This is a genomic window from Allorhodopirellula heiligendammensis (assembly GCF_007860105.1).
Taxonomy (GTDB): Bacteria; Planctomycetota; Planctomycetia; order Pirellulales; family Pirellulaceae; genus Rhodopirellula; species Rhodopirellula heiligendammensis.
Genome location: NZ_SJPU01000002.1, coordinates 217,358 through 230,273 on the forward strand (window position 1 = coordinate 217,358; position 12,916 = coordinate 230,273).

Here is a 12,916-nt window from a genome sequence, read left to right on the forward strand (position 1 = left end):
AACTAGGCTGCATGATGGTGACGGACCGCGACTTTTCTCTTCTCCCGCTCGATGCACGGCTGCATGGAATCCTCGTCTGCAATCCGACCTGATGGCTCGACGGTGCATCGCCCCGCACCGAGTGGGGACGTTCTGCCTGAACAGAACGAGAACTTTGACGTCGTTGCGGCGGAACAACTCGAGTCTGCCGACACCGTCATCCGGCAAGATCCGCTGCGGGGGTCCTCCCGTCTCGAGCCCTCCCCCGCCGCTAGTGGCCTCGGCGGGTCAAGCCGATCGCGTGCTGAAGGCTCCGGAAGCGGTTCCTTGCGAGGACCGACTCATCATACGCCAGCATCCTTGACGCGGGAGCTGCAGGGTCAGCGACTGAATCATTTCGAGCTGCTCGAACAGATTGGTGGTGGCGGCATGGGGGCAGTGTTCCGCGCCGTCGATGACCGCTTGGGACGTACCGTCGCGGTCAAAGTCGTACCGTTTGCCGAAGGTGATCCCGATCTGCAGCGGCGATTCCGCAACGAGGCCCAGAGCGCGGCGAAACTGGATCATCCGCTAATCGCACGCGTGTTCGAGGTCGGCAACGACGGGCCGTGGTACTACATCGTCTTCGAATATATCGACGGCCGGAATATTCGCGACATCGTGACGCAGAACGGGCCGTTGTCGCTCGATGACGCCGTTTTCTACACAGCTCAGGTGGCCGAAGCGATTGGCCACGCCTCCCGTCGTGGGATCGTTCATCGCGACATCAAACCCTCCAACGTCGTGGTGACCGAGGAGAGCTCGATCAAACTCGTCGACATGGGCCTGGCTCGGTCGGAGAACTTTGATACCAGCGAAGACATGACGGCCAGCGGTGTGACGCTGGGCACGTTTGACTACATCTCGCCGGAGCAAGCCCACGACCCCCGACTGGCAGACATTCGCAGCGATTTGTACTCGCTCGGTTGCACGTTCTATTACATGCTGACGGGATCGCCACCGTTTCCCGGTGGAACGATGCTGCAAAAGCTACTCAATCACGGCAACGCGGCTATCCCGGATATTCGTGAACATCGTGACGACGCGAGCGATGACTTAGCAGCGATCCTGCGCAAGATGCTGGCCAAGAAACCTGAGCAGCGATACCAGAACTCCCAGTTACTCATCGCAGACCTGCGAGAATTAGCATTACGAGAAAACCTTCGCCGCAGCCGCGGTGTGGATGTCGTTACGGTTGCGGAGCAGAACCCGTTTGTGTGGCGATTGCTGCGACATCTACCGTGGGTGGTTGCGGCCGTTGTGCTGGTCAGCAGTGCTCTCGCGTTAGAAGTGCTCTCGTCTCAGCAGCGACGTGAATTCAGTTCACAAGTCGCCGCCACCGTGTCCGACTCCGCGTTTGAGTCTCTCCCAGTCAATGCTTCCACAGCGAACCCCCGCGTCATCCAACGCCCCGGCGGCCCACCTCTGTTCCCCTCGGAACCAAATCGCTCGGCACCATTCCCGGCGGCAGAATCGTCGTCGGCTAGGCCGGGGACGAACTCCGCTCCCACATCTCCCCGCGACGGAGTCTTGCCTGAAAACTCGGCCGCGTCGAATCGCAGTTTGCCCTCGGGCTCTCCCACGGTGCTGGTCCCGGATTCGTCAGAGTTCGACAATCCGAACCCCAGTGAGGTGATCGCACGAGCAGCGAACTTAACTGAAATTCATTCGCGGACCGGTTTAGATGCCCTGCGCAGCGCGTCACCAGGTTCGGCCTTCCCCATGGTGGCTGCTGGTGCGGCGACCGGGCAAGCGATCGCGGAACAACGCTTCTCGCCGACCTTCAATCCCGGCCCCGTGGCTCCTGCAAGTGCCGCGAGTTCGCTGCAGAGTGACGTCGCGGTGGCTACCAATCCCTCGCCCCCGCGGGCGAGTGTCGACCCGCAGAGCCTCAATCGCTTTCCCAGTGACCCGCCGAGCCTGCGAAACTTTCCGCTGCCCATCGGTTCGGGAGTCAGCGATGAGTCAGGAGACACCTTTTCTATCCCACCGCGGATTCCGTCTTTCGCAGGCATGGGAAATCAAAACCGCGAAGGTGATACGACTGCGATGACGGGCGGCCTCTCCTCGGTCACTGGTGACGCTCTGGAAATGGGACGGACCACGATCGTCAATCCACCGCACCAAATCCGGATCGTCGCGGCGGACTCCCTATCGATGCTATCACGCCAAGTGGAAATCGATGGTGTGGCGTTAGCGACTACGCTACAAGAGGCATTGGATTTGGCGCAGCGACATCACGTCGAGAGGATTGAAATTGATACACCGATGCTGGCCAGCAAGCCCGTCGTGATCGCCGAGGACGATCTGGTAATCTCATCATCGGTACCTGGCGGGACCGCGATCGTCTTCACTTCCAACACTGAAGTCGACATGCAGCGCAGCGACATGTTGACCATTGGGTCGAACCGTCTCGAATTGGTTGATATCCATCTGTACTGGACTGTCCCCGCGAGCGAGACCGATGGCGGTGCCATGTTGGCCCTCAACGACAATCGTCGAGTTCGATTGACTGATAGTTCGATCACGGTAGATAACCCCTCACGCCGAGACGATATCCATGCATTTAATGTAGTGACCGATCCCGAGTCCACGTCGGCCAAAGAAATCGATGGTGGCCGCGCTGGCAACACTCTGGCGGAATCCATGCCGCTGGTGTCCCTGGAGCTTTACAACGTGATCATCCGTGGCCAGATATCGATGCTACGCATGGATGTGGCCGCTGAATTGCAATTATTGTGGGAAAATGGATTGTTGGCCGTTTCCCGCCGCATGATTGAAACTGGCGGCTCGATTTACCGCCCCCAACCTAAGTCCGGTTCGATTCGATTGTCCTTGCAGCGACTCACCGCCTACATTCCGCGAGGCTTGCTCTTGATGCGATTGGGCGTCAGCACGCCCTACCCGGTCTCGATTGAAAGGCAAGCCGAAGAGAGTGTGTTTGTCATTGACCGGGGCGTTCCTCAAATTGAGATTACAGGCATTTCACGCGACGACCGCGACCAATCATGGCTCCGCATCCGCGGCGCGTCAAACGCCTACGAGACCGATACCACGCTCAGCGATCCCTTGCTGCTGATCCGCGATGAAACCGGACAAACTGCGACGACGACCATGAACGCGCTGGCGGACATTGCAAACTCACCCAGCTGGGCAGACGATGAGACCCCACGGTGGGTGGTCCGCTGGTCCGAACCGCTGCCCGATGCGGTCCCGGTCAGTCACCTGATCCCTGCGGATTTTCGCCAAGATGGTTCATTATTTGCAGGATTTCGTGAAAAGAACCTGCCAAAACTGCCGATGCAGCGAACATTCCAGGTGCCCGATCTGGATTTGCGTGTTGACGAGTCCGATTAGGGTCCAGCGAATTTCGACTGGCTTTTCACGATGAAAGGGCAACGTTCACCGCAACTTTTGCGTCATTTACGCAATCCGCATTTGACTTTTACCCCTGCCCATGACTTTAATAGTGCCGTGATCAGCTCCGCTGTTCGCCCTCCCACCTTTTCCAACCCACCTAAGTAACCCAGGAAATCTCGATGAAACGTTTGGCTCTCATGTTCGGTCTCGTTGCCTTGTTCGCGACCCCCTCGTTCGCCATTAGCGAATTTGGCAAGCAATTCAAGGAGCAAGTGATGGAATCCGACGCTCCCGACGAGTTCAAGAAAGCCGTCAAAAAGGCCAATTGCTATATTTGCCACGTCAAGGGAGAAAAGAAGGAAGAAGTTCGCAACGAATACGGCAAAGCGATCAAGAAATACCTCAGCGCCGAAGACTTCCCCAAGGAATACATCAAGAGCAACCCCGAAGAAGCCAAAGCCAAGATCCTTGCCGGCTTCAAGAAAGCCAACGAAGCCAAGAGCACCGACGGACGGACTTTCGAAGCCAAGATCAAAGCTCACGAACTGCCAGCGACCGACGCCGGCATCTAGGCCCACGTTCGTCGCTCGATTGTACGGCGTGCTGCTTGCTTGCTGCTAAGTGAGTCGCGTTCGCTACGCAAACGTGCCAACACTCATCCGAAGAGCCAGCGAGCGGCGAGATGGAATGCCTCGCCGAGGCGTCAGATTACACGGCAACAGGCCGTCAGGAATCGTCATTCACGCCCAGGAGCTGCTTGACTTGACTCTGCATTTCTTTCATCCGATGCTCGCTGTCTCGGCAGCGAGCATCGCCATCGGCGGCCCCTCTGGCTTTGCCGATACGGTATCCAATCACCAGGCCCACAACGAGTGCCAGACTGGTGAACCCCAATAGATCAATTGCTAGCATCTGCTGCTCCCTGCGAGCGGTACCGGGATGTCGCGATGTGCTCTGGCTGGAACCCAATACCTATCCAATATCCCGCCATTCTCCGCAAGAGGGGTGCCAACGATGGCAGCAGCCAACGGACGCCCGTAACCCGACCGTTCTCACGCAACAGATCGGTACCCTTCGTACTCATCCGCAAATCAAAGCAGGGGAACTGCCGAGCACGCCTGGAGATCAGGTTCAGAAAATCCCATTGGGGGACAAACCCGATGAAAGGGCACTTAGTTTTTAGGTGCTTCAGCGTCGGGCCGACATAGGAACGACCGTTAATATTTACTTTCAATTCATCGGCACGAAACTCGGTAATCGCTAACATCTCATCGAGCAACCCAAGTTCATCGAGCAGCGCAAAGGTGGAAGGGTGCACTGTGTCGCCGCGAAAGTCTCGCAAGAAGTCAGCATGTTTTTCGAGTACGATGACATCGACACCGCTGCGTGCGAGTAAATAGCCCAGAAAAACCCCTGCGGGCCCGCCGCCCACAATGCAGCATGTGGTGGTAAGCGTTTCCATGGCGTCCCTCCTCGCAGGCACTAATTGGCTTTGGATGTTCTTTCCAAAGCAAGGTCTTTGACGGCTTTGAGATCCAGTTTGCCAGTGCCTAATAGCGGCACCTCATTGACTTCAATAAATCCCTCGTTGCCGGGGATGAACAGGTTCGCGAGCCCCGCTGCCCGCAGCCCCGTACGGATTTCATCAACCGACTTTGCCGTCTTTGTGTACAACACAATCAGCCGCTCACCCTTTTTCTCGTCCGGCACCGCTGTCACGCAGGCACGTAACTGATCGTCATCCTCGCCCTCTTTGAGTAGCTTGCCAACCTCCTCTTCGACTTTGACATGCGGCACCATCTCACCACCGATTTTGGAGAATCGACTCAGGCGGCCGGTGATATGCAAAAACCCATCGGCATCAATGTGGGCGATGTCGCCAGTGCTGTACCAACCGTCAACCAAGGCTTTCTTCGTGAGGTCGTCCTGGCCGGCGTAGCCACGCATCACATTGGGCCCGGTAACCAGCAGTAATCCGTCCTCACCGGTCGAAAGCTCACTGGCATCGTCGGGCGAAATGATTTTGGCTGAAATGCCAGGTAGCGGTCTACCCACGCTGCCCTCAACACGATCGGGTTGGTACTTGGCCATGGATCGGGATATCGGGATGTTGACACTGACCAAGGGGCTCATCTCCGTCATGCCATACCCTTCAACGGGCCGCACCCCGAACCTCTGCTCGAAATCATCAAACAAATCCATCGGCATCTTTTCCGCACCAACGACTACCACATCGAGCGATTGGAACTGCTCCGGCGGCACGCGTTTCAGATACCCGCGTAAAAACGTTGGGGTCGCCAACAGCACCGTTGCCTTGTACTTCTGGACGAGCTTGCCGATCTGCTTCGCATCAAGCGGATTGAAATGGTACACGCCCGCGGGACCGAGCGTCTGCGCCGCCCATAGCGTGACGGCATAACCGAAGGAATGAAAAAACGGCAGAATCCCGATGATCGTGTCTGCTTGGTCGAGGCGTACAGCACGGCCCACGGCATCGACGTTATGGCTGACATTGGCGTTAGACAGCAACACGCCTTTGGGCATCCCCGTCGAACCGCTGGTAAAGATCACGGTGAGCAGATCGTCACTGGTAACCTTGTGCAGTCCAAGCATGCGATCGAGCAGCCATGCCGGCACGATTGTCGCTTGCAAAAACGCGATCGCCTTGTCCGTCATGGAAACCTTTTTCTTAAGATCGTCGAGCGAGACGATCTCCGCGTCCAGATTCAGATCGAGCTTCTCCATGAACCGATCGCTCGTCAGGACATGCTTGACGCCCGTCGACCGAATACAGTGATTCATCACGTCACTGCTAACGGTGTAATTCAGATTCGCACTGATGCGTCGATCCACCGCTAAAGCAACGTTGACAGCAACGGCACCCACGCTCGGTGGCAACAGAACGCCAACGAACTTTTCGTCGGCAGCGAAAACTTCCCGCCGTAGGCAACGACGTAAAGCCAACGTGCGGATCAACAGCGTGCGTCCGCCCGCTTCCACGCCCAACGAGTCCGCTGCCTGCATCCGACTGCCACGTCGACGCCAGCATCGCAGGACTCGCTGAGCCAACACCGGAAATTGCTGACGATTATCAATCTGAGCCTTCGAGCCGAGGGTTTGCACACGGGTGCGAATTGTCGAGATTGGAGTTTCCGGCGGCAGTGGTTCCCCCACGTACAACGTGATCGTGCGACGAAATTGAGTCGGCCATTTCTTAAAAAAACGACCGCCCGAAAAACTAAAAATGCTTCCCCAGATGCCTTCGAGGTACACCGGCACGACTTGCGCATTCGTCTTCTGCAGAATCTTGGTCATCCCCGGCTTGAAGGCTTGCAATTGGCCGGTCCGCGTGATCGTGCCTTCCGCAAAAATACCGACCACGTCTCCATTGTTGAGTCCCTCACGGGCACTTCGCAGAGCGCGGCCGATCGCTTTGGGCCCGCCCATCATGAGAATCGTATCAAAGGCACCCGACAGGTACTTCGCCAGGGCGGAGTGAAAATTACCTCCATCGACGACGAAACGAACGTTCCGTGGCAGCAGCCATAAAATCAAGATTCCATCGATCCAGGAAACATGGTTGCTAACGATCATCACGCCGCCCTCGGCTGGTAAATTCTCCAGTCCCACTGTGCGACCGCGATAAAATATCTCCAGCAGCGGGCGAAAAATGGCACGCACGAATCGCCGCGGGAATTTCCACGCGATAAAACCGAGGATCGCAAACAGGACCGCGAAGATAATCAGGACGGTATAAAATGTATTCAATGCAAAATCCCCATGGCAAACACGCCGTGATTGTCGCCAGCCCTGGCGACGACGGAAGTATCGCGACAATAGGCCAAACTCACGATGATAGCAATTCAGTGCCCACGGCGCAGAGGCCGATGCGCCAAAAAAAGACTATGATGGTGCGTTCCACATCGCCGTGACGCTCTCTCCACCTTCGGAAAACCACCCATGTTGGAATCAACCGCCCTGCGACGATCCGCCCAAACGTGAGTTTCAGCGTGCTGAGAATGTGGATCCGCCCCCCTGGCGAGCGCGGCTAGTTTGGACGCAGTGTGTTTCTCGCTACCGCTCACGATGAAAGCAACCTTAATGGAATCAGCCGGCCACCTCGTAGACGAACCACGCAACGCCGATCGCACGTTGGTCTTCGTGCTGCGTTTGTCTGCCTTGATGTGCTTCGCGGGTTGGACGTGGGTGCATCTCTATTGGGAAGGCCCGTACGGGATTTTACTCTGGCACGACAGCACCTACGAACTCGCCAATCGCTTTGGCATCAGCTGGGACGAATTCGTCGGTACGGGCAATGACGATGGATGGCTGCAAAAATGGATCGCGCGGATCGGGTGGCTCTATCTCGCCTGCACCGTATTTACGCTCACGGTACGTGCCAAATCCTACTTGCAAATGGCCGCGCTGATCGGGGGTGCGGGCCTGCTCACTATTCTGAGCTACGCAAAGTACGTCTCGTCTCAGTACCAGCTTCCCATGTTCGTTGAGCACGGAGGTCAAATGCTCTCGCCCATTCTGCTGGTGATTGCCCTCGCACTGGGAGCTCGCCATCGCATCACGGTCGGTACCGCGATTCTCGCTGTCGTGATGACATTTGCTGGCCATGGCAGTTATGCGCTGGGATGGTGGCCGACGCCTGGCACCTTTTATGGGATGATCTGTGTTTCACTGGGCGTCGAGTACGAGACAGCGCATACCATGCTGCGTTGTTTCGGAGTCCTCGACTTCGCCGTATGTATTGCGATGTTCATTCCAGCGCTGCGTCGGCCAGCGGCGATGTATGCGGTCGTGTGGGGATTTCTCACCGCCGTCGCACGGCCCGTTGCGGGGATGTCGTGGGGTCTGAACTACTGGGGAGCTGACCAATTCCTGCATGAAGCGGTGCTGCGAGCCCCACATTTTCTCATACCGCTCTATCTTGTTATCCTGTGGGGCCGCCAGCCCGCAGCGAAGCCGATTTCCCAGCCTGCTGACATTGGTTCTGACCACGACTCGATCAGCATCACCGAAAGTTCCTCCACCGTCACCGCGTGAACGCGTCTACCGCAGAGTTCCGAACATCCCTTTACAGGAAGCACCATGAAGTTACTCCATCGCAGCGTTTTCGGCTGCCTGGCTTTGTTATTGACCTATAGTCCTGTCCTTGCTCAGCAGAATCGACCGCGAGGTAATCAGCGTGCCGATCTGAGTATCCCCGATGTCGAGAAGCAGGACCTCATTTGCTTCGCACTCTACACCGTCCACGATCACACGCTCAAACTCACCGCCCAGCTGTACCCGCTATCGGCCAGTGATCCGAAGCTGGTCCGGTTGGAGATTGAGAAAGACGGACAGTGGACCCAGGTGGCCCAAACGAATGTGATCGAACCGGGCTGGACGGCACCCTTCCGAGTCGAAAACTGGGATGATTCAACATCCGCGCGTTATCGCGTTGCCCACGGCACCGAAGCGTTCTACGAGGGCACCATTCGCAAAAATCCCACTGACAAAGATGAGATTGTCGTCGCGGGTTTTACTGGCAATTCGATCCAGCCCGCCCATGGTGGCGACATCTCTCGTCAAGACCTCATCGACAACGTTAAGAAAGTCGATGCCGACATCCTGTTTTTCTCGGGAGACCAGGTCTACGACCATAATCGACATCTCGCCGCATGGCTCAAATTTGGTCGCGATTTTGGTGACATCATTAAAGATCGTCCCACCATCTGCTTGCCCGACGACCACGACGCTGGCCAACCAAACCTGTGGGGTGAATCCGGTAAGATCTCGACCCTCAGCGGTGCCGCCGATGGCGGATACTCAAAGCCTGCCGCCTATGTCAAAGAGGTCGAACGAGCCCAAACCAGCCATCTTCCCGATCCGGTGGATCCACGCAAAGTCGGACAGGGCATTGGTGTCTACTTCACGAATTTGAATTGGGGAAACATCGATTTCGCGATCCTGGAAGACCGCAAGTTCAAGACCGGTCCGGCAGGTAGAGTACCTAAGCAAGGTCCTCGCCCAGACCATATTCGTAACCCAGATTATGATCCCGCCAGTGTGGATGTTCCGGGGGCGATCCTGCTGGGCGATCGCCAACTGAAGTTCATTGACGAATGGGCACAGGATTGGCAGGATGCGGATATGAAAGTTGTTCTGTCGCAAACCATCTTCTGTGGTGGCGCCCACATCCACGGCGATGCCAATGGGCGTCTTCACGCCGACATGGATTCCAATGGCTGGCCCCAAACCGGCCGCAATCGTGCCCTCGCCGGGCTCCGCAAGGCATTCGCATTTCACCTCGCCGGCGACCAGCACCTAGCGACACTCTTTCATCACGGTATCGACGAGTACCGCGACGCCATTTGGTCGTTTTGCGTACCCTCCATTGCGAATCTGTACCTGCGTTGGTGGGAGCCGCGCGAACCAGGTGCTAACCGCGAACCCGGCGCCCCTGACTACACCGGTGATCAACTCGACGGTTTTGCGAACAAAATCACCAACTATGCTGCTGCCAATCCAGACAAGAGACCGGCGGGCAAGCTCCTCAATACTCGCGCCGCTGGATTCGGTATCGTGCGGTTCAATACGAAGAAACGCGAAATTGAAATGGAATGTTGGCCGCGAAATGTCGATGTGACCGACCCCGCTGCGCAACAGTATCCCGGATGGCCGCGAACGATCTCACAATTCGACAACTACAATCCGCCAAGCTGGGGAAAGTTGGGAGAATTAACCTTTGACGTGGAAGCCCCCGTCGTGCAGTTGATCGATGCGGCCAGCAACGAGGTGCTGTACACCGTCCGCGTCCCAGGCAAAACCTTCACCCCAGGTGCTCCTCAAGGAAAGAGCTTCATTGTCAAAGCCGGCAAGGAAACACCCAACATCGTCGTTTCTAAGCAAGCCAAAGTGGGCGGCGACCCGATAACGGTGTCCTTGGACTGAAACGCTCAACCGAGGCATGGGCTAAGCGTTTCCTAGCGTCTTCTACCGTTCCGCATAAGCATCGTCATGAGTCGCGTTCGCTTCGCAGCGATGAGGCTGAAGAATTTTCGGAACTCTCGATGAGTTCCGTTGTAAATCTTTATTGTTCGCGAATCGATTGATGGGTTTCGCGACCAGACGACTCTGCAATTCGAGCAATCCTGTCGCTCTCGTTTTTAATCTATTCCTACTCTCATCCCGACGGCATCCCATGAGCGATGACACAGCCTCCGGCGCCAAACCACCTGCAAAACCAATTTCCGCAATCGCTCGTCGCTGTCTCGGCGTGCTGATTGAAAAGGCCAAGACGACCCCTGATTCCTATCCGCTCAGTCTGGCGGCGATCGTCACTGGCAGCAACCAGAAATCCAATCGTGATCCCCAGATGAACATCAGCGAGGGCGACGCACTTCTCGCTCTGGACGAGCTGCGCGAAGCTGGCGCGGTTCGAGAAATTCAGGGTAGCGGCCGGGTGACAAAGTATCGCCATGCTGCCTACGAATGGTTTGACTGTGATAGCCCAGGGGCATCCATCATGACTGAGTTGATGCTTCGCGGACCACAAACGGTGGGTGAGATTCGCACTCGCGCCTCACGCATGCATCCCTTCGTAGACCTGACCGCCACTCAGGCAGAACTAGATGCACTTGTCGAAAAAGAGCTGGTGTTCGCGATCACGCCGCCGGGCCGAGGTCAAACATTTGCACACACACTCTACACCCCGACCGAACGACAACACCTGGCGGCAAAGATCGAAAAGCAGTCCGGTGCAACCCCGTCGACGGCGGCACCATCTTCTGCACCGGCGTCCGCGGCCAACGAGAGTCGCATCGACAAAATTCAGCAACGACTTGAAGACGTTGTGACACGACTGGAATCGCTCGAGCAAAAACTTGCCGACTGGGAGAAGTGAGAAACTATGGTGGGAATTTTTGACCTGCTCTTGAGTGACGAACCCAACGCGACAGTAAGGAAACCCACATCACTCCTCGTTCGCGATGCGGGTTGGTCGTTGCACCTTGGGTTCGCGAATACGAATAAATCGCCGGCCCGGCAACAAAATCAACCACGAATTTAACACCGACCAGCATGCAAGCCATCGTCTTCCAATCTCGACACCGCGCCGCAAGCCAAGAGATTTGCATGGTATTGGAGTCCGTCGGCATCGCGTCCGAGCTCGCTCGGACAGAGTTGGGCTGGGGGGTGGTGGTCAGCAATGATGACCTTGCTGCGGCGAACGCCGAAGTTGATGCGTATGGACAAGACAAGGCCTCTGAACCGATATCGGTCGCAACGCGTGACCCACTGCTCGGCGGCGCGTTTATTGGTGTGATCTTCTACGTCGCGATTCTTGTATCGGTGGCCGTACTCAACGAAATTTCCGCGTATGGTGTGCATTGGATGGCGGCTGGTGAGATGCGTGCAGGCCCAGTGATGTCCGGTCAGCTCTGGCGAACTGTCACAGCACTGACGCTGCACGCCGATGCGCTCCACCTGATCTCCAACCTTGTCTTTGGCAGCGTGTTTGGCTTATTGGCAGGCCGAATTCTGGGCGGCGGTGTGGCGTGGCTCGCGATCGTACTAGGAGGTGGATTCGGGAATCTACTTAACGCAGCCCTGCGCGACCCCACTCACATCTCAATTGGTGCCTCGACGGCGGTGTTCGCCGCCCTCGGCACCCTGGTTGCATTGGCGCTGCGACCTCAGGTTGATCGTCGATCCGAGACACCCATGCAGCGTTGGAGTCCACTGGTCGCGGGAATCTTGTTGCTGGCGACACTTGGCCTCGAAGGCGACCGAACCGATGTGCTCGCCCATGTGTCAGGTTTCGTGTCGGGACTCGTCATCGGCGGTCTATGCAGTCTACTGCCCACACGCATGCTTACCTGCGAGCGTGTGCAGTTCGGTGCGGCGACCGCCACCCTCGCCACTTTGGTGGTTGCGTGGGTACTGGCCGCTGGAGCTAGGTGAACAGCTGATTGGCGGTTTCCAGGCCAAGATCGGACGGAAACGCAACAGAAACGGCCACCCTCAGAAAGGGCCACCCTTATTACTAGCCCACCCTCATAAAGGGCCACCCGTATTTTCCAGCCGGTAAATAGTCCTGTAGGGAGCTAACTCGCACGATGGACAACTGAAATCCATGTGCATCCCTGGGAAAACGACGATCTGATGCGGACGATGCCAGCAAAAGCGACTGACTGCGCAGCGGGCACCTCGAAGACTTCCTGCGAAACCAAAAGACCAGTGTTGGTTCAGACTGACGAGAGGCCCAGCGGGTTTTCACGAGCACACAGCCAACTCTGACCGCGACGGCATGCTTCACTCGCGAGACTCTCCGGCGTGCCTGCCGCCCGCTTGAAGATGCGACCAAACTTTCGCACCACGTCGCACCAACCGTGGGTGTCCAAGCCGATCCGCTGCAAGATCGGGGTCAGGTGATCTGCACCCTCAGAAAGGGCCGCCCGTATTTTCCAGCCGGTAAATAGTCCTGTAGGGAGCTAACTCGCACAATGGACAACTGAAATCCATGTGCATCCCTGGGAAAACGACG

At 56.9% G+C, this 12,916-nt stretch carries 9 protein-coding genes; 6 read left to right on the forward strand and 3 right to left on the reverse strand.

Annotation, left to right across the window (positions count from 1 at the left end):
* The first annotated feature begins 63 nt into the window (after positions 1 to 63).
* Together Poly21_RS11175 and Poly21_RS11180 are read left to right on the forward strand one after the other, a co-directional pair.
* A complete protein-coding gene (locus Poly21_RS11175) occupies positions 64 to 3,375 on the forward strand; it encodes a serine/threonine-protein kinase (protein ID WP_146407141.1) in 3,312 nt (1,103 codons plus the stop codon).
* Positions 3,376 to 3,557: 182 nt separating this feature from the next.
* Positions 3,558 to 3,950, forward strand: coding sequence for a hypothetical protein (locus Poly21_RS11180; protein ID WP_146407142.1), 393 nt, complete (start codon positions 3,558 to 3,560; stop codon positions 3,948 to 3,950).
* A 154-nt stretch (positions 3,951 to 4,104) separates the two neighbouring features.
* On the opposite strand, the gene Poly21_RS11185 is transcribed toward Poly21_RS11180, so the two are convergent.
* The 3 genes from Poly21_RS11185 to Poly21_RS11195 are packed head-to-tail and all read right to left on the reverse strand — an operon-like array spanning position 4,105 to position 7,146.
* Positions 4,105 to 4,290: a hypothetical protein gene (locus Poly21_RS11185; RefSeq protein ID WP_146407143.1), complete on the reverse strand. Its 186-nt coding sequence runs from the start codon at positions 4,288 to 4,290 to the stop codon at positions 4,105 to 4,107.
* Entirely contained in the window at positions 4,277 to 4,840 is a 564-nt protein-coding gene (locus Poly21_RS11190; RefSeq protein WP_146407144.1) for an FAD-dependent monooxygenase, read from the reverse strand. Before Poly21_RS11190 ends, Poly21_RS11185 begins: the two co-directional genes overlap by 14 nt.
* A 20-nt stretch (positions 4,841 to 4,860) precedes the next feature.
* Positions 4,861 to 7,146 (reverse strand): AMP-binding protein, encoded by a 2,286-nt coding sequence (locus Poly21_RS11195; protein WP_146407145.1) that lies wholly within the window; start codon positions 7,144 to 7,146, stop codon positions 4,861 to 4,863.
* Between the two features lie 318 nt (positions 7,147 to 7,464).
* Here Poly21_RS11195 and Poly21_RS11200 point away from each other — a divergent pair, with 318 nt between their 5' ends.
* The 4 genes from Poly21_RS11200 (at position 7,465) to Poly21_RS11215 (ending at position 12,333) form a co-directional block, all read left to right on the forward strand.
* Positions 7,465 to 8,433 (forward strand): hypothetical protein, encoded by a 969-nt coding sequence (locus tag Poly21_RS11200; protein ID WP_302118670.1) that lies wholly within the window; start codon positions 7,465 to 7,467, stop codon positions 8,431 to 8,433.
* Positions 8,434 to 8,478: 45 nt separating this feature from the next.
* Positions 8,479 to 10,323, forward strand: coding sequence for an alkaline phosphatase D family protein (locus Poly21_RS11205; protein WP_146407146.1), 1,845 nt, complete (start codon positions 8,479 to 8,481; stop codon positions 10,321 to 10,323).
* Positions 10,324 to 10,573: 250 nt separating this feature from the next.
* Positions 10,574 to 11,275, forward strand: a complete 702-nt coding sequence (locus Poly21_RS11210; protein ID WP_146407147.1) for a YceH family protein — start codon at positions 10,574 to 10,576, stop codon at positions 11,273 to 11,275.
* A gap of 176 nt (positions 11,276 to 11,451) precedes the next feature.
* Positions 11,452 to 12,333, forward strand: a complete 882-nt coding sequence (locus tag Poly21_RS11215) for a rhomboid family intramembrane serine protease (RefSeq protein ID WP_146407148.1) — start codon at positions 11,452 to 11,454, stop codon at positions 12,331 to 12,333.
* Positions 12,334 to 12,916: the final 583 nt, after the last annotated feature.

What these genes read in the sequence shown, in the direction of transcription:
- Poly21_RS11175 (WP_146407141.1), top strand. Translation starts at nt 64, where the DNA reads ATGGAATCCTCGTCTGCAATCCGACCTGATGGCTCGACGGTGCATCGC.
- Poly21_RS11180 (WP_146407142.1), top strand. Translation starts at nt 3,558, where the DNA reads ATGAAACGTTTGGCTCTCATGTTCGGTCTCGTTGCCTTGTTCGCGACC.
- Poly21_RS11185 (WP_146407143.1), bottom strand. Translation starts at nt 4,290, where the DNA reads ATGCTAGCAATTGATCTATTGGGGTTCACCAGTCTGGCACTCGTTGTG.
- Poly21_RS11190 (WP_146407144.1), bottom strand. Translation starts at nt 4,840, where the DNA reads ATGGAAACGCTTACCACCACATGCTGCATTGTGGGCGGCGGGCCCGCA.
- Poly21_RS11200 (WP_302118670.1), top strand. Translation starts at nt 7,465, where the DNA reads ATGAAAGCAACCTTAATGGAATCAGCCGGCCACCTCGTAGACGAACCA.
- Poly21_RS11205 (WP_146407146.1), top strand. Translation starts at nt 8,479, where the DNA reads ATGAAGTTACTCCATCGCAGCGTTTTCGGCTGCCTGGCTTTGTTATTG.
- Poly21_RS11210 (WP_146407147.1), top strand. Translation starts at nt 10,574, where the DNA reads ATGAGCGATGACACAGCCTCCGGCGCCAAACCACCTGCAAAACCAATT.
- Poly21_RS11215 (WP_146407148.1), top strand. Translation starts at nt 11,452, where the DNA reads ATGCAAGCCATCGTCTTCCAATCTCGACACCGCGCCGCAAGCCAAGAG.